The organism is Mycobacterium sp. pR1184 (genome assembly GCF_041287235.1).
Lineage (GTDB): Bacteria > Actinomycetota > Actinomycetes > Mycobacteriales > Mycobacteriaceae > Mycobacterium.
In genome coordinates, this window is the sequence record NZ_JBGGKR010000002.1 from 327,428 (window position 1) to 348,308 (window position 20,881).

20 protein-coding genes are annotated in these 20,881 nt (G+C 67.1%); 7 read left to right on the forward strand and 13 right to left on the reverse strand.

Annotated features, from left to right (window positions below):
• Positions 1 to 67: 67 nt before the first annotated feature.
• Positions 68 to 2,344, forward strand: coding sequence for a phosphoribosylformylglycinamidine synthase subunit PurL (gene purL / locus ACAG21_RS04765; RefSeq protein WP_370495037.1), 2,277 nt, complete (start codon positions 68 to 70; stop codon positions 2,342 to 2,344).
• A 6-nt stretch (positions 2,345 to 2,350) separates the two neighbouring features.
• Here purL and ACAG21_RS04770 read toward each other — a convergent pair whose 3' ends face one another.
• Together ACAG21_RS04770 and ACAG21_RS04775 are read right to left on the reverse strand one after the other, a co-directional pair.
• On the reverse strand, positions 2,351 to 3,571 hold the full coding sequence (locus ACAG21_RS04770; RefSeq protein WP_370495038.1) for an HAD family hydrolase: 1,221 nt from the start codon (positions 3,569 to 3,571) through the stop codon (positions 2,351 to 2,353).
• A 108-nt stretch (positions 3,572 to 3,679) separates the two neighbouring features.
• Entirely contained in the window at positions 3,680 to 4,885 is a 1,206-nt protein-coding gene (locus ACAG21_RS04775) for an MCE family protein (protein WP_370494839.1), read from the reverse strand.
• Between the two features lie 19 nt (positions 4,886 to 4,904).
• Between ACAG21_RS04775 and ACAG21_RS04780 the strand changes: the two genes are divergently transcribed.
• The 3 genes from ACAG21_RS04780 to purM all read left to right on the forward strand — a co-directional run bounded on the left by ACAG21_RS04780 (position 4,905) and on the right by purM (position 8,121).
• Positions 4,905 to 5,294: a sterol carrier family protein gene (locus ACAG21_RS04780; RefSeq protein WP_370494840.1), complete on the forward strand. Its 390-nt coding sequence runs from the start codon at positions 4,905 to 4,907 to the stop codon at positions 5,292 to 5,294.
• Positions 5,295 to 5,430: 136 nt separating this feature from the next.
• A complete protein-coding gene (gene purF, locus ACAG21_RS04785; protein ID WP_370494841.1) occupies positions 5,431 to 6,966 on the forward strand; it encodes an amidophosphoribosyltransferase in 1,536 nt (511 codons plus the stop codon).
• Between the two features lie 60 nt (positions 6,967 to 7,026).
• Positions 7,027 to 8,121 carry a phosphoribosylformylglycinamidine cyclo-ligase gene (gene purM, locus ACAG21_RS04790; RefSeq protein WP_370494842.1) on the forward strand — a complete coding sequence of 365 codons (1,095 nt, stop codon included), beginning with the start codon at positions 7,027 to 7,029 and terminating at the stop codon, positions 8,119 to 8,121.
• A 63-nt stretch (positions 8,122 to 8,184) separates the two neighbouring features.
• Here the strand turns inward: purM and ACAG21_RS04795 are convergent, their stop codons facing one another.
• Complete coding sequence (locus ACAG21_RS04795) at positions 8,185 to 8,364, reverse strand: DUF3073 domain-containing protein (protein WP_370494843.1); 180 nt, start codon at positions 8,362 to 8,364, stop codon at positions 8,185 to 8,187.
• A gap of 147 nt (positions 8,365 to 8,511) precedes the next feature.
• Positions 8,512 to 9,606: a folate-binding protein YgfZ gene (locus ACAG21_RS04800; protein ID WP_370494844.1), complete on the reverse strand. Its 1,095-nt coding sequence runs from the start codon at positions 9,604 to 9,606 to the stop codon at positions 8,512 to 8,514.
• Between the two features lie 171 nt (positions 9,607 to 9,777).
• On the opposite strand from ACAG21_RS04800, the gene ACAG21_RS04805 reads away from it, so the two are divergent.
• Positions 9,778 to 10,650, forward strand: a complete 873-nt coding sequence (locus tag ACAG21_RS04805; protein ID WP_370495039.1) for an aminodeoxychorismate lyase — start codon at positions 9,778 to 9,780, stop codon at positions 10,648 to 10,650.
• 240 nt (positions 10,651 to 10,890) lie between these two features.
• Here the strand turns inward: ACAG21_RS04805 and ACAG21_RS04810 are convergent, their stop codons facing one another.
• From ACAG21_RS04810 to lmeA, 9 genes are all read right to left on the reverse strand, one after another.
• The gene (locus ACAG21_RS04810; protein WP_370494845.1) at positions 10,891 to 12,411 is read right to left on the reverse strand and encodes a sensor domain-containing protein; all 1,521 of its coding nucleotides are present in this window, start codon (positions 12,409 to 12,411) and stop codon (positions 10,891 to 10,893) included.
• 152 nt (positions 12,412 to 12,563) lie between these two features.
• Positions 12,564 to 14,936, reverse strand: coding sequence for a hypothetical protein (locus tag ACAG21_RS04815; protein WP_370494846.1), 2,373 nt, complete (start codon positions 14,934 to 14,936; stop codon positions 12,564 to 12,566).
• Positions 14,937 to 15,053: 117 nt separating this feature from the next.
• The gene (locus tag ACAG21_RS04820) at positions 15,054 to 15,719 is read right to left on the reverse strand and encodes an FABP family protein (RefSeq protein ID WP_342928989.1); all 666 of its coding nucleotides are present in this window, start codon (positions 15,717 to 15,719) and stop codon (positions 15,054 to 15,056) included.
• A gap of 163 nt (positions 15,720 to 15,882) precedes the next feature.
• Positions 15,883 to 16,185, reverse strand: a complete 303-nt coding sequence (locus tag ACAG21_RS04825; protein WP_036471607.1) for a DUF1416 domain-containing protein — start codon at positions 16,183 to 16,185, stop codon at positions 15,883 to 15,885.
• A 2-nt stretch (positions 16,186 to 16,187) separates the two neighbouring features.
• Positions 16,188 to 17,021, reverse strand: coding sequence for a sulfurtransferase (locus ACAG21_RS04830; protein ID WP_370494847.1), 834 nt, complete (start codon positions 17,019 to 17,021; stop codon positions 16,188 to 16,190).
• 37 nt (positions 17,022 to 17,058) lie between these two features.
• Entirely contained in the window at positions 17,059 to 17,529 is a 471-nt protein-coding gene (locus tag ACAG21_RS04835) for a DUF4395 domain-containing protein (RefSeq protein ID WP_370494848.1), read from the reverse strand.
• A 94-nt stretch (positions 17,530 to 17,623) separates the two neighbouring features.
• The gene (locus ACAG21_RS04840; protein WP_370494849.1) at positions 17,624 to 17,743 is read right to left on the reverse strand and encodes an Ms5788A family Cys-rich leader peptide; all 120 of its coding nucleotides are present in this window, start codon (positions 17,741 to 17,743) and stop codon (positions 17,624 to 17,626) included.
• 5 nt (positions 17,744 to 17,748) lie between these two features.
• Positions 17,749 to 18,168: a thioredoxin family protein gene (locus tag ACAG21_RS04845; RefSeq protein ID WP_370494850.1), complete on the reverse strand. Its 420-nt coding sequence runs from the start codon at positions 18,166 to 18,168 to the stop codon at positions 17,749 to 17,751.
• A complete protein-coding gene (lmeA, locus tag ACAG21_RS04850; RefSeq protein WP_370495040.1) occupies positions 18,165 to 18,977 on the reverse strand; it encodes a mannan chain length control protein LmeA in 813 nt (270 codons plus the stop codon). The genes ACAG21_RS04845 and lmeA overlap by 4 nt, the downstream gene beginning before the upstream one ends.
• A gap of 189 nt (positions 18,978 to 19,166) precedes the next feature.
• On the opposite strand from lmeA, the gene ACAG21_RS04855 reads away from it, so the two are divergent.
• Complete coding sequence (locus tag ACAG21_RS04855) at positions 19,167 to 19,937, forward strand: winged-helix domain-containing protein (protein ID WP_370494851.1); 771 nt, start codon at positions 19,167 to 19,169, stop codon at positions 19,935 to 19,937.
• Positions 19,934 to 20,851 carry a mycothiol synthase gene (gene mshD / locus ACAG21_RS04860; RefSeq protein WP_370494852.1) on the forward strand — a complete coding sequence of 306 codons (918 nt, stop codon included), beginning with the start codon at positions 19,934 to 19,936 and terminating at the stop codon, positions 20,849 to 20,851. The genes ACAG21_RS04855 and mshD overlap by 4 nt, the downstream gene beginning before the upstream one ends.
• Positions 20,852 to 20,881 lie beyond the last annotated feature (30 nt).

Genomic DNA, 20,881 nt, shown 5'->3' on the forward strand with positions numbered 1-20,881 from the left:
TGCTGCGCGGCGACTAGCTCTTTAGACTGTGTGCGTGACTGTCTCCGGAGCGGGCGCCCGTACTCACGTGGCCGACACCGTCGAACATGCGGCCGCCACCCCCGACCAGCCGCAACCCTTCGGGGAATTGGGTCTTAAAGAGGACGAGTACCAGCGGATTCGCGAGATCTTGGGTCGTCGGCCCACCGACACCGAGCTCGCGATGTACTCGGTGATGTGGAGCGAGCACTGCTCGTACAAATCGTCGAAGGTGCACCTGCGCTACTTCGGTGAGACCACGACCGAGCAGATGCGCGCGGGCATGCTGGCCGGCATCGGCGAGAACGCGGGTGTCGTCGACATCGGCGACGGGTGGGCCGTCACGTTCAAGGTCGAGTCGCACAATCACCCGTCCTACGTGGAGCCCTATCAGGGTGCGGCCACCGGTGTGGGCGGCATCGTGCGCGACATCATGGCCATGGGTGCCCGGCCGGTCGCCGTGATGGACCAGCTGCGGTTCGGTGCAGCCGATGCGCCCGACACCCGCCGTGTGCTCGACGGCGTGGTCCGCGGTATCGGCGGCTACGGCAACTCACTCGGCCTGCCCAACATCGGCGGCGAGACCGTCTTCGACGCGTCGTATGCGGGCAACCCGTTGGTGAACGCGTTGTGCGTCGGGGTGCTGCGCAAGGAAGACCTGCACCTGGCTTTCGCCTCGGGAACCGGCAACAAGATCATCCTGTTCGGCGCGCGCACCGGCCTGGACGGGATCGGCGGCGTGTCCGTGCTGGCGTCGGAGACCTTCGGCGGCGACGAGGGCGGTGGCCCCGGCCGCAAAAAGCTACCCTCGGTGCAGGTTGGTGACCCGTTCACCGAGAAGGTGCTCATCGAGTGCTGCCTGGAGTTGTACGCCGCCGGGCTGGTGATCGGCATTCAGGACCTCGGCGGCGCCGGATTATCCTGTGCGACTTCAGAACTCGCATCCGCAGGCGATGGCGGGATGCGCGTCGAGCTGGAGACGGTCCCGTTGCGGGCGGCGAACATGACGCCCGCCGAGATTCTCTCCAGCGAGTCGCAGGAGCGGATGTGCGCGGTGGTCGCTCCGGAGAACGTCGAGGCGTTTCTGGCGGTGTGCCGCAAGTGGGAGGTGCTGGCGACCGTCATCGGTGAGGTCACCGACGGCGACCGGTTGCGCATCACCTGGCATGGCGAGACCGTCGTCGACGTGCCGCCGCGCACCGTGGCGCATCAAGGGCCGGTCTACGAACGCCCGGTGGCTCGCCCGGAATCGCAGGACGCATTGAACGCCGACACCTCGGCCGGCCTGCCCCGGCCGACGACCGGCGACGAGCTGCGCGCGACTTTGCTTGCGCTGCTGGGCAGTCCGCACCTGTGCAGCCGGGCATTCATCACCGAGCAGTACGACCGCTATGTGCGCGGCAACACCGTGCTGGCCGAGCACGCCGACGGGGGGGTGCTGCGCATCGACGAGTCCACCGGCCGCGGTATCGCGCTGTCGACGGACGCGTCGGGGCGCTACACCAAGCTGGACCCCTACATCGGAGCCCAGCTGGCGCTGGCCGAGGCCTACCGCAATGTCGCGGCCACCGGGGCCGTGCCGGTCGCGGTGACCAACTGCCTCAACTTCGGCTCGCCCGAAGATCCGGGGGTGATGTGGCAGTTCTCGCAGGCGGTCCGCGGTCTCGCCGATGGCTGTGTGGCCCTAGGGATTCCAGTGACCGGCGGCAATGTCAGCTTCTACAACCAGACCGGGTCGGTCGCAATCCTGCCCACCCCGGTGGTGGGGGTGCTGGGCGTGATCGACGATGTCGATCGGCGCATCCCGACGGCCCTGGGCACCGACCCGGGAGAATCCCTGCTGCTCCTCGGCGACACCCGCGACGAGTTCGACGGGTCGATCTGGGCCCAGGTGACCGGCGACCATCTCGGGGGCCTACCGCCCGCGGTCGACCTGCAGCGGGAGAAGCTGCTGGCCGAGGTGCTCAGCGCCGCAGCACGCGACGGATTGGTGAGCGCGGCCCACGACCTGTCCGAGGGCGGTTTGGCCCAGGCCATCGTGGAGTCAGCTCTGGCGGGTGAAACCGGTTGCCGCATAGTGCTTCCCGAGGGCAGCGATCCGTTCGTGACGCTGTTCTCCGAGTCGGCGGGACGGATGCTGGTGGCGGTGCCGCGCACCGAAGAGAGCCGGTTTCGCTCCATGTGCGAGGCGCGCGGACTTCCCGCCGTTCGCATCGGCGTCGTCGACCAGGACTCGGATGCGGTCGAATTCCAGGGCCTGTTCACGGTGTCACTGGCCGAACTGCGCGCTACGTCCGAAGCGGTGCTGTCGCGATTCTTCGGCTGAGCCGAACTAACCCGCGTGCACGCGGTCCTGCTGGTCGGGCACGGGGCTGCCATCGGGCCGCAGCAACGGCGCCTGTCCGCCATTGGGTGCATCGAAACCCTGTGTCGCACAAGGATAAGGCGAGCTGACGCCCAACGGGGTAGTGAACATCGGGTTGACCAGCCATCGACCGTCGAGATTGGCGTAGGCCCGGCACATCAACTCGATCTGGTTGCGATTGATCACCAGGCGCAGCGCGGTCGCGTCCGCGGTGAAGGTGGCGTCTCCGTCGGAGTCGCCGGCCCCGAACACCTGGCGCCGGTTCTCCGGTAGCTGGTCGAACGCCGCCGCCCCTTGGACGCCGAACACCTGCTCGTTGACCCGGCAGCGTTTGCCCTCGTTGAACGGAATCGAGGCCTCCCCACCGCAGGACGTCAACCGCGCGGTGAGCAAATCGCCGTCGTGCTCGGTGCGGGTTCCCATCACCCGGTCGGCGGAGATTCCGAGGTCGGCGGCCCACACCCGCACCACGGGCTCCGGCGAGGCGGAGATGATCCGTACGTCGAATCCGTTGGCCTGCAAGGTCGCAACCAAATCACGCATCTGGGAGTAGTAGCGGACCCACCCGGCCCGGCGGCCACTGCCGACCGGCTGCTCGGTGCCCTCGGGTGCGTCCAGGCTTTCCTTCCGAGCCGCTTCGGCGAATCCGGTGACCTCGGCCTCGGTCCAGCCGGCGAGCAGTTGTACCGCCCAGGCGGCGGCGGGAGCCATGCGCCGATGGTTGTATCCGTCGAATGCCGCTGCACCCGTTCGTGTCTGGCGATTGGTGTATACCGAAACCAGTTCGTCAGCGCATCCGGGGCTGGTTCCCGTCGGCAATGGCTGGCCTGCGGGTGCCAGCGCGCCACACGCGGAGGCCAGCGCCGCCGCGGCGGCAGCGGTGAGGTACGAGCTTGTGGTGCGCCAATCCCCGTCGGCGGGTTGGCGCACCTTGGAATTGCGCACCATCCAGAAGAAGGTGGCGTCGCCGATGTCGTTCTTCACCATGGTGCCGTCCCAGTCGAACAACGCCAGCGCAGGATCGTCGGTCTCGGGTTCCAGCTTGCCGCAAGTGCCGAGGTGGCCGATCATCACGTTGATCCGGTCCCGGTTGTCGCCATACCAACCAGGATCGGCGGCCAGTGTGCGGCAGCCGTTGTCGCTGGCGTCGCCTTCACGATGGTCGCCGGAGTCGCCGCAGCCCGACATCGACAGCGTTGCCGCGGTGATCGTCAACACCGAGAGCCGACGCGCGAACGTCGCTGCCCGGTGAGCAGCCAAGCGTGAGATTGTCATCGACTCTGTTCGGACCTCTCTTCAGGGGTTGATCGTGTAGTCGCCCAGTTGGCGGCCCCACACATACTCCACGGCAACCGGTGAACCGACCTCGAAGTGGTTGTACGGGGCCACGCTGGCGCCGGTGTCCATGACGAGCAAGGGAGCGGGCCACAGTTCGCGGGTAATCGACCGCCAGCATCCCGGCCGCCCGCCGGGCCCGCCCCGGGCATTGGTGCGCGGCAGGTTCTCCGGGTAGGTGTACGGGTTGGGCGCTCCCGCGATCGAGCCCGACGAGTGGGCACCCAGCGCATAGCCGTTGTCGCCGAGCGCGACGTGGAGCTTGGGCGCGACTTCGTTGAAATTCCGTATAGTGCAGAAGATTTCGGGGCTGTACTCGTCGAGCAGTTGAGCACTGGGGGCGAGATCGGCCGCCCCGCGCGCCAGGTACGGCCCGCTTCGGCCGAAGACATCGGCGCCGCTGCTGCCCAATCCGGCCGCCGCCAGCAACGCCGCATCCAGATCTCCCTGCTGCCGGTCGAGCGTGCGCGCCGTGGTCACCGCGTGCTCGAGCGCATTCCACAAGTCCGGCGCGGCGTCGGCGTAAGTGTCACCGAGCGCGGCCAGCCGCGCAATGTCGAAGTGGATCATCGGCATCCGAGGGTTTACGTCGTCGAGGATCGCGTTGCCGTTGAGCAACGATGCGCCAAATTTTTCGCCCAGTCCGGCCAGCGCCTGTGCCGTCGCGGACAGCGTCAGGTTCACCTTGACGGGATCGATCTTCTCGGTGATCGACGTCAGCGTCTCGAAGACGGTGTTGAACTCGGTGGTCACCGTCGTCGCGTCGATCACCATCGAAGGTGTAATCGATTGTGGCGCAGGGGTTTTTGGTGAGCTCAGCGCAACGTATTTGTTGCCGAACACGGTGCTCGCCTTCACTTCGGCCACCACGTTGGCCGGAATCATGTTGACGTACTTAGGAGTCACGTCCAGCATCACCTTGGCGGCCGGCTTGCCGCCTCGGGTGATCTCGGAAATACCGGCCACCCGGCCGATCTCGACGCCGTTGTAGGTGACCTTGGAGCCGGGATCCATCACCAAGCCCGCGCGGGCGACCACCATCGTCAACTTCGTTTTCGGGGTGAGGTCGCCGCGAAACTGCGAGTACAGGACCAGCCCGATGAGCCCCATGACCACGATCGTCACGAGGCCGACGGTTTTGTACGGTGGCCCGCGGCGCGGATCCATGGTTCTGAGACCCTAAGGCATGGCCGCCCGCGATACTGCCGATCCGGCCAAGACACGTCAGGTCCTCATGACCGTCGCGGACTGGCTGCGCGATCAAACCTGCCCGGCACCGGATCGCGCCACCCTGGCGAGCGCTGTCCGGCTCACCGCGCGCACCCTGGGCGCGCTGGCGCCCGGCGCCAGCGTCGAGGTCCGGATCCCGCCGTTCGTCGCCGTGCAGTGCGTGGCCGGGCCTAAACACACCCGCGGCACACCGCCGAACGTCGTCGAGACCGATCCGCGGACCTGGCTGCTGCTGGCCACCGGGATGTTGACGCTCGCCGACGCAAAAACGAACGGATTGTTAACGCTGTCGGGCTCGCGGGCGGGTGAAATTGACCACTGGTTGCCCTTGTTCGATGTGGGCTGAATATAACTCTGAACTGCAGGTTTAGGGTGACACGCCGAGAACATTCGTGTTCAACACGCCCAACAGATTCGTCCGCTGGGCTTACGTGCCCGTAAACTCCGAGGCGTCACTACCCCTCGCTAGGGAGCCGCCCACCGTGACCGTCGCTGGAGCAGATGTATCCGAGCAAGACCTGAACTCGCCCCGCGAAGAGTGCGGTGTATTCGGGGTATGGGCCCCGGGCGAGGAAGTTGCCAAACTCACCTACTACGGCCTGTACGCGCTGCAGCATCGCGGTCAGGAAGCCGCCGGCATCGCCGTCGCCGATGGATCTCAGGTATTGGTCTTCAAAGACCTCGGCCTGGTCAGTCAGGTATTCGACGAGCAGACGCTGGCCGCCATGCCGGGCCACGTCGCGATCGGGCACTGCCGATACTCGACCACCGGCGACACCACCTGGGAAAACGCCCAGCCGGTGTTCCGCAACACCGCGGCCGGTACCGGGGTTGCCTTGGGACACAACGGGAACCTCGTCAACACCGCTGAGCTTGCCGGCCAGGCCCGCGACGCCGGGCTGATCGCCAAGCGCGCCCCGGCCCCGGCGACGACCGACTCCGACATCCTGGGCGCGCTGCTCGCCCACGGTGCGGCCGACTCCACTCTGGAACAGTCTGCGCTGCAACTGTTGCCGACCGTGCGGGGCGCCTTCTGCCTGACGTTCATGGACGAGAACACGCTGTATGCGGCCCGCGATCCCCATGGGGTGCGGCCGCTTTCGCTCGGACGCCTCGACCGCGGCTGGGTGGTGGCCTCCGAAACCGCCGCGCTCGACATCGTCGGCGCCTCGTTCGTCCGCGACATCGAGCCGGGCGAACTGCTGGCCATTGACGCCGACGGCGTGCGCTCCACCCGCTTCGCCAACCCCACCCCCAAGGGGTGCGTTTTCGAATACGTCTACCTGGCCCGACCGGACAGCACGATCGGCGGTCGCTCGGTGCACGGCGCGCGGGTGGAGATCGGCCGCCGGCTGGCGCGCGAACGCCCGGTGGACGCCGACCTGGTGATCGGGGTGCCGGAATCCGGCACCCCGGCCGCGGTGGGATATGCGCAGGAGTCCGGCATTCCCTACGGGCAGGGCCTGATGAAAAACGCCTACGTCGGGCGGACATTCATCCAGCCGTCCCAGACCATCCGTCAGTTGGGCATCCGGCTGAAGCTCAACCCACTCAAAGAGGTGATCCGCGGCAAGCGGCTCATCGTCGTCGACGACTCGATCGTGCGGGGTAACACTCAGCGCGCGCTGTTGCGCATGCTGCGCGAGGCCGGCGCCGTCGAGGTGCACGTGCGGATTGCCTCGCCTCCGGTGAAGTGGCCGTGCTTCTACGGCATCGACTTTCCGTCGCCGGCCGAGTTGATCGCCAACGCCGTCGAGGACGAGGACGAGATGCTCGAAGCGGTGCGGCACGCGATCGGCGCCGACACGCTGGGCTACATCTCGCTGCGCGGCATGATCGCCGCGACCGAGCAGCCGGCCTCCCGGCTGTGCACCGCCTGCTTCGACGGCAAGTACCCGATCGAGCTGCCCAGCGAGACAGCGCTGGGTAAGAACGTCATCGAGCACATGCTCGCCAACGCCGCGCGCGGCGCGGAGCTCGGCGATGTCGCGGCCGACGAGGTACCCGTCAGCCACTGACGGAATCCATCAAAGACGTTTGATACCGGCGCGAAGCGCCTACCGGTAGCCTTTATCGCGATGACGGATCCCGGAAAAAGCCCCGGCGAAGAACCGGGCAGCCAGGGCATTACTTACGCATCGGCCGGGGTGGATATCGAAGCCGGTGACCGCGCGGTTGATCTGTTCAAGCCGCTGGCTGCGAAAGCCACCAGGCCCGAGGTGCTGGGCGGGCTCGGCGGATTCGCCGGATTGTTCGCGCTGCGTGGCGACTACCGCGAGCCGGTACTGGCGGCCTCCAGCGACGGCGTCGGCACCAAGCTGGCGGTCGCACAGGCGATGGACAAGCACGACACCGTCGGCCTCGACTTGGTGGCCATGGTCGTCGACGACCTCGTCGTTTGCGGCGCCGAGCCACTGTTCCTGCAGGACTACATCGCCGTCGGGCGCACGGTGCCCGAACGGGTGGCGGCCATCGTCGCGGGTATTGCCGAGGGGTGTGTGCGCGCGGGCTGCGCGCTGCTGGGCGGCGAGACCGCCGAACACCCCGGGCTGATGGAACCCGACCACTACGACATCTCGGCCACCGGCGTCGGCGTGGTCGAAGCCGACGACATCCTGGGGCCCGACCGGGTCAAACCCGGCGACGTGATCATCGCGATGGGGTCCTCCGGCCTGCATTCCAACGGCTATTCGCTGGCTCGCAGCGTCCTGCTGGAGATCGATCGGATGAACTTGGCCGGCTACGTCGAGGAGTTCGGCCGCACGCTGGGTGAAGAGTTGCTGGAGCCCACCCGCATCTACGCCAAGGACTGCCTGGCGCTGGCCGCCGAAACCCATGTGCGCACGTTCTGCCACGTCACCGGTGGCGGATTGGCGGGCAACCTGCAGCGGGTCATCCCGCACGGGCTGACCGCCGAGGTCGACCGCGGTACCTGGACGCCGGCGCCGGTGTTCGCGATGATCGCCCAGCGTGGCCGCATCGTGCGCGAGGAGATGGAGAAGACGTTCAATATGGGCGTCGGCATGATCGCCGTCGTCGCACCCGAAGACACCGACCGCGCCCTGGCGATTTTGACCGCACGCCATCTGGACTGCTGGGTGTTGGGGACGATTTGCAAGGGCGGAAAAGATGGCCCGCGAGCGAAACTCGTTGGGCAGCACCCGAGGTTTTAAGAGCCAGCGCCTAGCTGGGAACAACACTGTGCCGATGCACGCGGCATCGGCACGGAGCAGATTCTAGCGGCGCCAGTCGTCTTCGCGATCCCAAGATTCGTCGGCGCCGTCCAGGTCGCCGGATTCGTCCGCACCGGTCCCCGCCAGCTCGCGCTGAAGCCGATCGAAATCGGTCTGCGGGGAGCTGTATTTAAGTTCTCGAGCAACCTTGGTCTGCTTTGCCTTAGCCCGGCCGCGGCCCATGGGGGAACCCCCTCGCGCAATAACGGAGCGGCCTAACAAGTAGGCGGCTCCGATCTCTTGGTGTCGTTATTGTCCTGCCAACAGCTTACCGTGCCTCGCGGATGAGCGTCGGTGCCCCCTGCCCGCCGTGTTGGACTTCAACGGACATTATCTCGTCCCGCCCCGCAACCGCTCGACGGCAAGCCGTCCCGCGCCGATCTGTTCGCTCGGCGGCAACGTATCGGCGTCGATGACCGCCGCCACCGAGCCCTCCGGGCCGGTCGCCAGTTCGGTGTCGGCCGGTATGCCACGCTTGAGCAACGCCAGCGCGATCGGGCCCAGATCCACGTGATCGACGACGGTGCCCAGCCGTCCCACCACACGCCCGCCCGCGAGCACCGCGTCGCCGGTCGACGGCCGGTCCACCGAGCCGTCGAGGTGCAGCAACACCAGCATTCGGGGCGGTTTGCCCAGGTTGTGGACGCGGGCGACGGTTTCCTGGCCGCGATAGCAGCCCTTGTCCAAATGGACGGCCCCGGCACCCGGACCGCCGATCCAGCGCACCTCGTGCGGAATCGTGCGTTCGTCGGTGTCCACGCCGAGGCGCGGGCGCACGGCCGCGACCCGATGGGCTTCGTAGGCCCACACCCCGGCCGGACGCACGCCGGCCTGCGCGAAGCGGCGTTGCCAGTCGGCGCGATCGCCCCGCGGCACCAACAGGTCGAGTTCGATCTGATCGGCGCCGGAGGCGGGCATCCGCCGCACTAAGCCGCCGCCGGGCAGCGGGATCGCAGCCAGCTCGTCGGGCAGGGCGTCCAGGCCGAGCACCTGGAGCACCGCGCGATCACCCAGCCGCGGGCCGATCAGCGACAACACCGCCAGGTCGGCGGCCGCAGGCTTGACGTCCGACCAGAACACCATCTTGCTCAGGTAGTTCAGCAGCGGCTCACCGCGCCAGGGTTCGGTGTCGAGGTAGGTGACGCCGCCCAGCTCGGTCTGTATCCAGTGGTCCTCCACCCGGCCCTGCCCGTCCAGGCTGAGGTTCTGCGTGCTGGCCCCGTCGGGCAGTTCGCTGACGTGCTGGGTCGAGATGTTGTGCAACCAGCTCTGCCGGTCCGCGCCGGTCAGGGTGAGCACCGCGCGATGCGAGCGGTCCACCAGCACGGCATCGGTTTCGGCGGTACGCTGCTCGCTGAGCGGATCGCCGTAGTGCCAGATCGCGCCGGTGTCGGGCCCGGAATCGGGGGCGGGTACTGCAGTCATGTGCGCTGCTCCTCCTCATCGCTTCGTCCCCCTCGCCGCTCCGCGGCTGGGGGCGCCCCCACTGCATCGTCGCTAGCGCAGGTCACACGTCAACTCTACGGATCTGGACACGCCCGGCTGCAGCCTTCCCGCCGGCGGCTAGGCTCGATCGGCATGGCAGCCCAGACGGGTGTGATCGTCACCCTGGACGGCGAGATACATCCGCCCGGCACCCCGCTCTTGCACGCCGACGACCTCGCGGCCGTGCGCGGCGACGGTGCCTTCGAGACCCTCTTGGTCCGCGACGGCAGTGCCTGTCTCGTCGGGTCGCACTTGCAGCGCCTGACTCAATCGGCCAAATTCATGGACCTGCCCGCGCCGGACCTTGCGCGGTGGCGGCGCGCGATCGACATCGCCACCCGGGAATGGGTGGCGGGTTCGGCTGCCGAAGCCGCGTTGCGGTTGATCTACAGCCGGGGTCGTGAGAGTGGGTCCGAGCCCACCGCGTACGTGATGGTCAGCGCGGTCCCGGAAAGGGTTGCCGTGGTTCGCCATAACGGGCTGGCGGCGATCACCCTGGACCGAGGATTGCCCGCCGTCGGTGTCGGTGAGATGCCCTGGCTGTTGGCTGGTGCGAAAACCCTGTCGTACGCGGTGAATATGGCCGCGTTGCGCCATGCCGCCCAGCGGGGCGCCGGCGACGTGATTTTCGTCAGCTCCGACGGCTACATCCTGGAAGGCCCGCGTTCGACGGTGGTGATCGCCACCAATTCCGATGCGGGCCCGGACGGCAATCCGTGCCTGCTGACGCCGCCGCCCTGGTATCCAATTTTGCGCGGCACCACCCAGCAGGCGTTGTTCGAGGTGGCACGCAGTAAAGGCTACGACTGCGACTACCGGGCGCTACGGGTCGCGGATTTACATGCTGCCCAAGGAGTCTGGTTGGTATCGAGTATGACTCTGGCCGCTCGCGTGCACACCCTCGACGGTCGTCCGCTGGGTCGATCGCCGATGGCCGAGGACTTCGCCCAGCTGGTCGACACGGCGATCGTCAGTGATCGCTGAGCGCTGAATTGTGTTGTCGGCTCGCGCCCTGGCGGGTACGGTCGGCCGTACACAAGGAAGGAGGTGGTCCGCGAAATTGATAGCTTCATGGACATGTGAGGTGGCTACGCGCTAGCTGCATGGCTTCCGAAGAGCTAGCGATATGCGCGCTGGCGAATTCCACGTAGCCACCCGGCCCCCGAGCTCCCCGGTCTGTCCAACCGGGAACATGGCTCGGGGGCCGCTCCATGTCTTGGGCCTTTAGTCGTCCACCTTCTTGGCGATCTGCTCGGCGATCTTGCCGGCTTGGCCCGGCACGGCATCCGGGCCGCACACATTCACCTCGATGACGTTGGCGCCCTCCGCGTGCAGCACGTGGTGGCAGGTTTTGGCATTGTCCGAACGGGTGCGCTGCATCGCGATCCGGGGTACGGTCCCGTCGACTTGGGCGAATGTGTAATCGAAGCTCTTGCCATTGAGCTTCTCCGTCACCGTTTTTCCGGCGCAGGCCTTCCATTTGTCGGCGGATGCCGCGACGAACGCGCTCGCCTTCTCGGACGACGAGAATTCCGAGACGGCCTCGATGATCCGCACCGGCGGGTCCTGTCCAGGCGAGTGCACGACCAGCGTGCTCGTGGCGGTGAATCCGCCGGCGTCCTGATAGACCGCCGCGATGGTGGGCTCGAAAGCGCCGGCGCACTCGGGATCGGACAGCGTGTACTTCGGGCTGCGTAGCCCACTGACTTTTTCGCCGGGCACCAACGTTGGGTCACCCACGATGGCACCGACTTCTGGGGCGCCGATCAGGAAGGAATCCAGCTTCGCCGAGCCCGGATTGGGTGCCGAATTCGGCGCGGCCGGAGCCGAATTCGAGTTCGACGCATTCGGAGCCGGCTTGGTCTTGCTGCTCTGCGTGGTCATCACCACGACGATCGCGATCGCGGCGATGACCGCGACCGCGGCGGCGCCGATGATGAGCAGCCGCTTGTTGGACCCGCCGCCGCCGGCCGCGCCGCCGCTCACCGCGCTCGGGACGGTCACCGCGTTCGCGCCGCTCGGTGCTGCAGCGGGAGTCGACGCAGTAGCCGGAGCCGCGGCCGCGGCGGCGCCTGCGGGCGAACCGTCTTTGGCCTCGATTTCGGCCAGCACGTTGTCGATTTCGCTTCGGGTGCGGTAGGTGACGTCGTGCCGCAGGCGCAGCATGCGCAACAGCTGCGCGATGTCGCCGCGGGCGCTGGGGTCGTCGCCGTCCTCGTCGAACCCGGAGCGCAGTTCGACCAACAGCTGGAGCTGCTGTTGGGGGCTCAGCTCTTTTTCGGCCAGGGTATTCCCCAGCCGGGTGATGTAGCCGAACGGCACCGGGGGCTCTTCGGGCAGCGGGTCGGGCAACGGGACGGGCTTGCTGCGAAGGGCGTGCACGGCGGTGACCAACTGGATGCCGGCGTCTACCGTCGGTTCGCGGTAATCGATGATCTGCAATGCGGCAAGGGGATTCACGCGCATGCTGTCGACTTCACCGATCCGGACGGGAAGGATCGGACGGCCCAGCGCCTGGGCGTAGCGCAGCTCCGCCTGGCTCGGCTTGGATTGCAGCCAGTTGCTCGACAGCGCGACGACGAACACTTCACAATCGCGAATCTGCTCAAGGATCTTGGCCCACCACGAATCGCCGCCGCCCAGCTCTTGGTCGAACCACACCTGGTTCTGCCCGCGGCGGAGGGCGGTGGTCAGGGCGTCGACCTTCGACCGGTCTTGGCTCGAGTAGCTGATAAACAGCGCCATCGCACTCTCCTAGGGTGAAGCGGAGCTAATCAACTGGGGCGAAAGCCTGCCTGCGCGACCCGTACGCACATGCGCCGATACCGTATCAGTGTTGAGCCGCTAGAGGATGCGCAAATTTTCAGCGCGATTGCGGACTCGCAGCAGGAGGCCGTTCACCCCTCGCTGCCGTCTGGGGCATGGGCTTGTTCGGGCGGTCGGTATGCGGCATAGCGTCGGGCGAACTCGTCACCGGGGACCGGCCATTGCTCACCACTGGCTCCGCGCACGACCCAATCGCCATCGGCGGCATTCGTCGACCCCTCCAAGGTGTTGATGGTCTCGCCCGGGTAGGCCGGGCGGGCTTGTACCCGCCCCTTGCGTTGCCACTGGCCGTCGCCCGCGGGCTCGTAAGTGTCCCGGAAAATGTCGTCGCGTACCGACCAGACCTTGCCGTCCTCGGAGATGGCCCAGTCGCCCGCGTCGGCGCGCATGGTGTGCCCGGAGTCAGACGTCCATGTCCATGGCGCGCTTCGTTGTTCGGCGGTGACCGTCCCCACCCGGGTGAAGGACTGCCACAGCGGACGAGACCGGAAGCCCAACTGCCGCAGACTCCACAGCGTTCCCGCCAAACTGCGCACCGCGGCATTGAGCAATTCCGGGTCGCTTTCCACCACGGACCAGTCGACGAGCTTGTTGTGGATCTTGCGTGAGTCGTCGCGTGGGGCGCCGTATTTCCAGCCGTTGCGCCGGTAGTAGCGGCACCAGTCCTCGTGCTCTGCCTGGGCCATCCGCAGCGCGGAGTCGTGGTCGAAGCCCATCAGCGCAAGCTGTTCCAGCGGCGTCAACTCCGCCATCTCGCTGCCCGAAAGCTGCTGTGGCGGGCTGCCCCAGGTGTTCCAGGTATGACCCGCGATCTGTTCGACCATCCACAACGCGTTGCGGACCTGGCGCCGGTTGGACCCGCGGTAGAACTCGTTGAGCTCGGCCCACGGCACCGATGCGGGCCCCCGCGTCCAACTCGGGTCGATCGTGGCGACATAGCGCTCGTGGATCAGCCGGGCCGCGCGCTCCCACGCGTCCTGAACCTGACCCTCCTGGGTGTCGAGCACCAGCGAGTAGGACTGCAGGCGGCCGACGACCTGGATCGAGTCGTCGGTGATGCTGGTGTTCAGGTCGGAAGCGTAGATGGGCATGTCGGGGAAGCGGGCGGCCAGCCGGGCCACAGTTGTTCCGGCATGCGCGTCGACGAAGATGACCGCGCTGGTGGCAGGGTCGACATCGCCGATCAGCTTCAGCATGGTCGGTATCGTCGGCGCCTCGGCAACCGCATCGATCATCGGGCCCTCGGAGGCGAATCCGGCTTGCTGACGGTGGAATTCGTGATCGCGCAGGTATTCTTCGGCGTCTCGTTCGACCAGGGTCAGCGCGGGCAACGCGACCGCGCCGGGCGGGGTGTAGAAGTCGCGCTCCAGCGCGCGCTGGGTCAGGTCCGCGCACAGTGCCAGTGTCAATTGCGAAGTGCCACAGACGAATACCTGCTTGGTCCGCCCGGTCGTCAGGATGCTGTTGAGTAACCGGCCCGCGGTCACCTCGTATTTGCCGACCACGTCGGCCGCCCATCGGGTGTCCGACCCGCCGAACTGCTGGGCACGCCACGCCTGGGCCAACCAGGGATCGTCCATGCGCACGATCAACGGCAGCCGCTGCTTGTGCTCGATTTCGGAGAGCCGGCGGCTGATCAGGTCGAGCCACAGCAGGTTGAGCGCCGGGTCCGGTGCCATCAGGTAGAGCCGAGACAGGCGGCGCCACAGCCGAAGTGACACCAGGGTCGACTGGGTGTTGAAGTCCACCAGTACCACCCGGGCGCCTTGGCGGCGGGCCCGCTGCACGCGGTCGTCGCTGGCGCCGGTGATGACGACCAGGGTGCTGCGTCGGTCCAAGGTGCGCGCGACGGCGCTGAGCATGGACTGGGTGTCATTGTCGATACCGACGACGGCCGTGACGGATTCGGCCCAGTTCGCCCGTATTCGGTCCACCTGGGATCGGAAAACCCCGACCACGGCACCGCCCAATCCGGTGAAGATCGCCGACAGCGCGGCGATCCGGGCCAGTTCCAGGCCGACGGGCGTGGGGCTCGGGCAGGTTTTCCCGCTGACCGAGAAGTCCCCGGTGCCACCCTTGACCAGACTGGCCGTCGCCATCAGGGGGGTGAAGAAGGCCGGATGGTTGGCGTCGTGACACCCCCAGTAGGAAGTCAGCCCGAGAACCGCCGTCATCGGGACCAGGGCTGCAATCAGGCTGAACGAAACACCCACCACCCGGTGGCTACCCGAGCGGAAATTCAGCACGGACGCCCAAATGAGCACGATGACAACGACGGCGAGCGTCGGCATCGATCCCGGCCGGCCGAACCACCCCAGCCAGGCGGGAAATGAGTCGTCGATCGAGGGGCGCGCATCCAGCACGGCCAGGTAGGCGATCAGCAGCAAGCCGACCGCGGTTACGGCCCAACGCAAGATGGGCGAGGGTGCCCTGGTGGGACGCATCCGCCGATCTCCCTTCGCGCGGCTGCTCGGACGTCGAACAGTACACGCAAAAGATTGGGCTAAGGCAATGGTTTGGTGCGAGCGCGAATTAGCCAGTCGGGCAACAGCAGCGGGCCGCTAGCCGACGAATCGCGACAGCCGCGCCGACAGGTGCGGGACCAGTCCGCCGTCGGCGTCCACCCGTTCCTCCACGTAGGCGAGGTCGCCGCCTTCGACGATGCCGTAGAGACGCTTGGCGCCGCCGACCAGAACACCCGATCGGCTGCGGGCCAGGGCATCGGTCACCAGCTCCCACGACGACTGGTTGCGCGGGCGCCCATAGAAGAGTTCGACGTAACCGGACGAGTGGGCCAGCAACAGCTCGATGGCCTGGGATTCGCTCAGGTCGTCGGGGTCGAAGACGAACCGCCAGAAGCCGGTCTCGCGCAGGCCGGGTTCCTGGTAGTTGCCGTCCGCGTCCAGGCGCCACGATCTGGCTTCCCAATTCAGGTAATCGCCGCCGTCGTGGGAGACCACGATCTGCTGCCCGAATCGGTAGTCGCCATCAGGTCCGCGGCCCTCGCCCTCGCCCCGCCAGACGCCGACGAGCGGCAACAAGGCCAGCAGCGCGTCGTTGAGGTTGGCGCCCTCACGCAGGTTCGCCGTGTCGGGCGGGACCGGCAGATCGTCGAAGGCGGGGATGTTGCGGGCCGCGGTCACCTTGGCGCGTTCGGCGGCGGCAGCCACCGCGCGGTCGCCGGAGCCTGCAGAACCGGCCGGTCCCTCAGGGTCCTCGTACGTCACGACTCGTCAGTGATGAGTCGGTAGAGGGTGTACAACGCAAACCAGGAGATGACCACGACTGTCGCGACCAGCATGATCTCGAAGAAGAGCACCACGCTAGCGAGTCTATTCGCCTCGCGCCGTCAACCGCGCTCCCGGGGGATCCAGGTGGCGGCGTCGGCGGTCATGCGATCTTGACGTCCACCTCGTGGATACCGGCGCCCGACGGCGCGACGACAGCGTCGCCGTTGCCTGCCTTGGACAGCGCCCGCAGCGTCCACGCTCCCGGTGCCGCGAAGAACCGGAAGTCGCCGGTGGCCGACGCGACGACCTCGGCTGTGAACTCGTCCGACGAGTCCAGCAGTCGGACAAACGCGCCACCGACGGCCTGGCCGTCGCGGTCCACGACGCGGCCGGTGATCACGGTTTCCTTCTCCAGGTCGACGCTGGCCGGCAACGTCTGTCCTTGCCTAGGTGCAGAGCACATAATCAGCTTCCCAACTCGATCGGGGCGCCCACCAGGGAGCCGTATTCCGTCCAACTGCCGTCGTAGTTCTTGACGTTCTTGTGCCCGAGTAATTCCTGCAGGACGAACCAGGTGTGCGACGAACGTTCCCCGATTCGGCAATAGGCAATCGTTTCCTTGGTGCCGTCCAGGCCGGCGTCGGCGTACAGCTTGGCCAGCTCCTCGTCCGACTTGAAGGTGCCGTCCTCGTTAGCGGCGCGGCTCCACGGCACGTTGATCGCTCCCGGAATATGTCCGGGTCGCTGGCTTTGCTCCTGCGGCAGGTGCGCGGGCGCCAGGATCTTGCCGGAGAACTCGTCGGGGGAGCGCACGTCGACCAGGTTTTTGGTGTTGATGGCCGCGATGACCTCGTCCCGGAACGCCCGGATCGTGTTGTCCGGCGGCGCCGCGGTGTATGAGGTGGCCGGGCGGCTGACGGGGTCGGCGGTCAGCGGGCGTCCGTCGAGCTCCCACTTCTTGCGGCCGCCGTCGAGCAGCTTGACGTCGTTGTGGCCGTACAGCTTGAAGTACCAGTAGGCGTACGCGGCGAACCAGTTGTTGTTGCCGCCGTAGAGCACCACGGTGTCGTCGTTGGCGATGCCGCGGTCAGACAGCAGCTTCGAGAACTGCTGGGCGTCGACGAAGTCGCGCTTGACGGGGTCCTGCAGGTCGGTGCGCCAGTCGAGCTTGACCGCACCGGCGATGTGGCCTCCGTCGTAGGCACTGGTGTCCTCGTCGACCTCGACGAACACGACGTTCGGCGTGTCGAGGTTTTTCTCAGCCCATTCGGCGGAGACCAGGACGTCAGAGCGTGCCATGGGGTGGATCCTTTCGATTACTTGCGATGAACGTGGGTTACGCCGGGCCGGCGGTCGGTCGTAAGCGAACCACAAGCGGATAAAGCTGGCAGCCCAGGCAGATGCCGAAGGCCGCATTCAGGAACGCCGCCACCAGAGCGAACGCTGTCGCGACGACGCCCACCAGGGGCGCGCCGACGGCGAATCCGGTAGTACCGACGATCGCGAAGACCAGCCCGACCAACTGGGCGAACTTCAGGGGAGCTACGGGTTCGCGTTCCTTGACCGGCCCCAGCCGCGGCGCCACCAGCGTGGCGAACACTCGGCCATAGGGGTGGCGGCGCGGGCCGCCGAGAGCACCGATCGCGAAGACGACGGCCTGCAAACCGAGGATGACCGCCGCTGCCAGCGGGCTCACTGCCGAGACGAGCAGGGTGACGACCAGGACCACGGTGGTGACCCAGGCGGCGAATCGGGGGCCACGAACGTCGACGCGGTCCAGCTGGGCGTTGGTGATTGGGCTTGACACGAGAGACTCCTATTCGCCTGTTGCACGGAAAAGTCGAGACACACCACGGTGGGATTCCGGGCTGCTCCGAGTGCTGCGCGGGCGGCGCGGCTACTCAGCAGCTACAGCAACAGCGACAACAACAACCCGCGATGCGGCACAGATCGACTGCGCGACGCCTGGTGAGCATGGGCTCCATGCGGGATGACACGTCGGTCAGCTTACCCAATGACATCGCGATCAAGCCAACAGCGGTTCGAGGGCGGAGCGCAGGTCGGCGGCCTTGGGGACACCCGATGCCCGGTAACGCTGACGTCCGTCGACGTCGAAAATCAGGGTGGTCGGCAGCGACAACACCGAAAACCGGCGTGCGGCTGCGGGGTTGGCGTCGATGTCGACCTCCACATGCGCCACGTCGCCCATGTTGTCGCACACCTGGCCGACCACCCGGCGGACGCGATCGCAGGGTCCGCACCACGGTGCGCTGAAATGCACGACGGTCGGTCCGGTGCTGGACAGGCCCAGGTCCGCGGAGTCGGCGCTGTCGCCGGGGCCGGAATCAACCTGTCTGAGACTTCCGGAGCGCCGGGTCAGCAGCCAACCGGCCACCACCGCCAGAGCAACGGCCGCCACGATCGCGACTACGACGGCGGTGGTCATGATTGGTTAAACCCTTCGAGGGTCACGGTTACTCCCGTCGTGATGCCCTCGATGATGACGTCCGAGCCGCGAGCCCCCACCGTGCGCGGCGCCACGCCGAACGGAAGCCGCTGATTGGGCAGCCTGGCGGCGAAGACGCGCAGCACGGCGTCGCGCTTGTCGTCCGGGACGGCCTGGTTGGCGGTGTCGGGTCCGGTCAGGATGCCGGTCGGGGTGAATACCAGTGTCGCCGGGTCATCGGCGGCGATCGACAGGTCCATCGACACGCTCACCCGGTGGTCGAAGTTTGCCGATTTAGGGGTGCCGCTGAACACCAGCCCGTGATTGCCGGAAATACCGGATTCAGTGGTGCCGCCGGTGGCGTCGTTGGTCTCGGCGGGCGGGGCTTCCACCATCAGGTCGTCCATGCCGAGGTAGCGGCCCAGGTGCGTCGAGTCGAGGATGATGCGGCTCTCCAACTTGCCCACCGGCAGCTTCGCATCGGGTCTGATCAGCCACGACGCGTAGGTCAGGTCAATCGAGTGCATGGTGGCTTCCAGCGTGGCCTTGCCGGTCGGCGCGTGCTCGATGCCGTTTGCCTTGATCTCCAGTTCGTTGTAGTGGCGGCGCATGGCCTGTGGAATGAACGGGAAGGCCAGGATGGCAACGAAGGGGTCTGATCCCAGATCCGCCGCGTTGCGTACGGTGCGGGAAAGGTGGTATTCGGCGTAGATGCTGGCGCCGTAGTCCACGCCGACGGTGCCGACGACAATGGCCGCCACGGCGGAAACCGAGGCGATCACACTGATCAGCACCCTGCGCATGCGCATATTGTGGCGTAGATCGCCGCGGCGCGCGGCGGCGGATTCCGGTCCGGATTCCCTCGTGGCGGGGCTCACAGTCGTGAGCAAGGACACGCACAACGGCCAGGTAGCACGTTATCGTTAGATGGCCTGGCCACTAACGCCACGTGGCTTTATGAATCTGGGAGATGCCTTTCCCACGAGCTGGAGGGGCTTTTGGAGCTACTACTACTCACCTCTGAGCTGCACCCGGACCCAGTCCTGCCATCGTTGTCGTTGCTTCCTCACACCGTGCGGACGGCGCCGCCCGAGCCTTCCTCACTGCTGGAGGCGGGGACCGCGGACGCGGTGCTCGTGGACGCGCGCACCGATCTGTCGGCCGCGCGCGGGCTTTGCCGGCTGTTGAGCACCGCGGGCCGGTCGGTCCCGGTGGTGGCGGTGGTGGCCGAGGGTGGCCTGGTAGCGGTCAGCGCCGACTGGGGGCTGGACGAAATCCTGCTACCCGGCACCGGACCCGCCGAGGTTGACGCCCGGATACGGCTCGTGGTGGGTCGACGTGGTGGGCTGGCCGACCAGGAAAGCGCCGGCAAGGTCAGCCTCGGCGAGCTGGTGATCGACGAGGGCACCTACACCGCGCGGCTGCGGGGCCGCCCGCTGGACCTCACCTACAAAGAGTTCGAGCTGTTGAAGTACCTGGCCCAGCATGCGGGCCGGGTGTTCACCCGCGCCCAGCTGCTGCACGAAGTGTGGGGCTACGACTTCTTCGGTGGCACGCGCACGGTCGATGTGCACGTGCGCCGGCTACGGGCCAAGCTCGGACCCGAGTACGAGGCGCTGATCGGCACGGTTCGCAACGTGGGTTACAAGGCGGTTCGCCCGGCGCGCGGACGAGCGCCGATTCCCCAGCCCGACGACGAGCCCGAAAGCGACGAGGCCGACGCCGAGGATCTGCAGGATCCACTGGCCGACCCGCTGCGCAGTCAGTGATCGCGCCTGATTGGCGCGCCGCACTGACCGTTAAAGAGCAGCAGCAGGTGCGCGAACTGGTTGCTGCGGCAACCGAATTCGATGGGGTAGCGCCCGTAGGTGAACAGGTTCTCCGCGAACTCGGGCACGACCGCACGGATCACCTGCTGGTCACCGCGGACAACACGATCCAGGGCTACCTCAATCTCAGTCCACCGCGTGACGGCAGCGAACCGATGGCCGAACTCGTGGTCCACCCGCAGGCCCGCCGGCGCGGTATCGGCACCGCGATGGGACGTGCGGCCATCGCCAAAACCAATGGGAATAACCGCTTTTGGGCACATGGCACCCTGGCGCCGGCTGCTGCGGCCGCGGCTGCGATGGGACTGATCGCGGTGCGCGAACTTGTCCAGATGAGGCTTTCGCTGCACGAGATCCCCGGGCCGGTAAGCCCGTTGCCCGGCGTGCGGGTGCGCACCTATGCGGGTCCCGACGACGACGCCGAGCTGCTGCGGGTCAACAACGCCGCGTTCGTCGAGCATCCCGAACAGGGCGGATGGACCGCGGCCGACCTGGCCGAGCGGCGCAGGGAGCCCTGGTTCGACCCGGCCGGCTTGTTCTTGGCGTTCGACGACAGCGAGGCGCTGCTGGGCTTCCACTGGACCAAGGTGCATCTCGACCAACCGCGTCTCGGTGAGGTGTACGTCCTCGGTGTCGACCCGTCCGCGCAGGGCCGCGGGCTGGGGCAGATGCTGACGGCCGTGGGCATCGAGTCGCTGGCGCGCCGGCTCCTCGGGCCGCCGGACTCGGCCGGCGTCACCGTGCTGCTCTACGTCGAATCGGACAATGTCGCTGCGGTTCGGACCTATCAGCGGCAGGGGTTCACCACCTACAGCGTCGACACCGCCTATGCGCCGGCGTCCGCCACGGGCTGAAAGAAAGCGCAGGCAGAAGTGGCGTGCCAG

What these genes read in the sequence shown, in the direction of transcription:
- ACAG21_RS04795 (WP_370494843.1), bottom strand. Translation starts at nt 8,364, where the DNA reads ATGGGCCGCGGCCGGGCTAAGGCAAAGCAGACCAAGGTTGCTCGAGAA.
- purM (WP_370494842.1), top strand. Translation starts at nt 7,027, where the DNA reads ATGACGGATCCCGGAAAAAGCCCCGGCGAAGAACCGGGCAGCCAGGGC.
- ACAG21_RS04775 (WP_370494839.1), bottom strand. Translation starts at nt 4,885, where the DNA reads ATGGATCCGCGCCGCGGGCCACCGTACAAAACCGTCGGCCTCGTGACG.
- ACAG21_RS04845 (WP_370494850.1), bottom strand. Translation starts at nt 18,168, where the DNA reads ATGACCACCGCCGTCGTAGTCGCGATCGTGGCGGCCGTTGCTCTGGCG.
- ACAG21_RS04815 (WP_370494846.1), bottom strand. Translation starts at nt 14,936, where the DNA reads ATGCGTCCCACCAGGGCACCCTCGCCCATCTTGCGTTGGGCCGTAACC.
- ACAG21_RS04825 (WP_036471607.1), bottom strand. Translation starts at nt 16,185, where the DNA reads ATGTGCTCTGCACCTAGGCAAGGACAGACGTTGCCGGCCAGCGTCGAC.
- ACAG21_RS04780 (WP_370494840.1), top strand. Translation starts at nt 4,905, where the DNA reads ATGGCCGCCCGCGATACTGCCGATCCGGCCAAGACACGTCAGGTCCTC.
- lmeA (WP_370495040.1), bottom strand. Translation starts at nt 18,977, where the DNA reads ATGCGCATGCGCAGGGTGCTGATCAGTGTGATCGCCTCGGTTTCCGCC.
- ACAG21_RS04830 (WP_370494847.1), bottom strand. Translation starts at nt 17,021, where the DNA reads ATGGCACGCTCTGACGTCCTGGTCTCCGCCGAATGGGCTGAGAAAAAC.
- ACAG21_RS04810 (WP_370494845.1), bottom strand. Translation starts at nt 12,411, where the DNA reads ATGGCGCTGTTTATCAGCTACTCGAGCCAAGACCGGTCGAAGGTCGAC.
- ACAG21_RS04800 (WP_370494844.1), bottom strand. Translation starts at nt 9,606, where the DNA reads ATGACTGCAGTACCCGCCCCCGATTCCGGGCCCGACACCGGCGCGATC.
- ACAG21_RS04770 (WP_370495038.1), bottom strand. Translation starts at nt 3,571, where the DNA reads ATGTCGGGCTGCGGCGACTCCGGCGACCATCGTGAAGGCGACGCCAGC.
- ACAG21_RS04840 (WP_370494849.1), bottom strand. Translation starts at nt 17,743, where the DNA reads ATGTCATTGGGTAAGCTGACCGACGTGTCATCCCGCATGGAGCCCATG.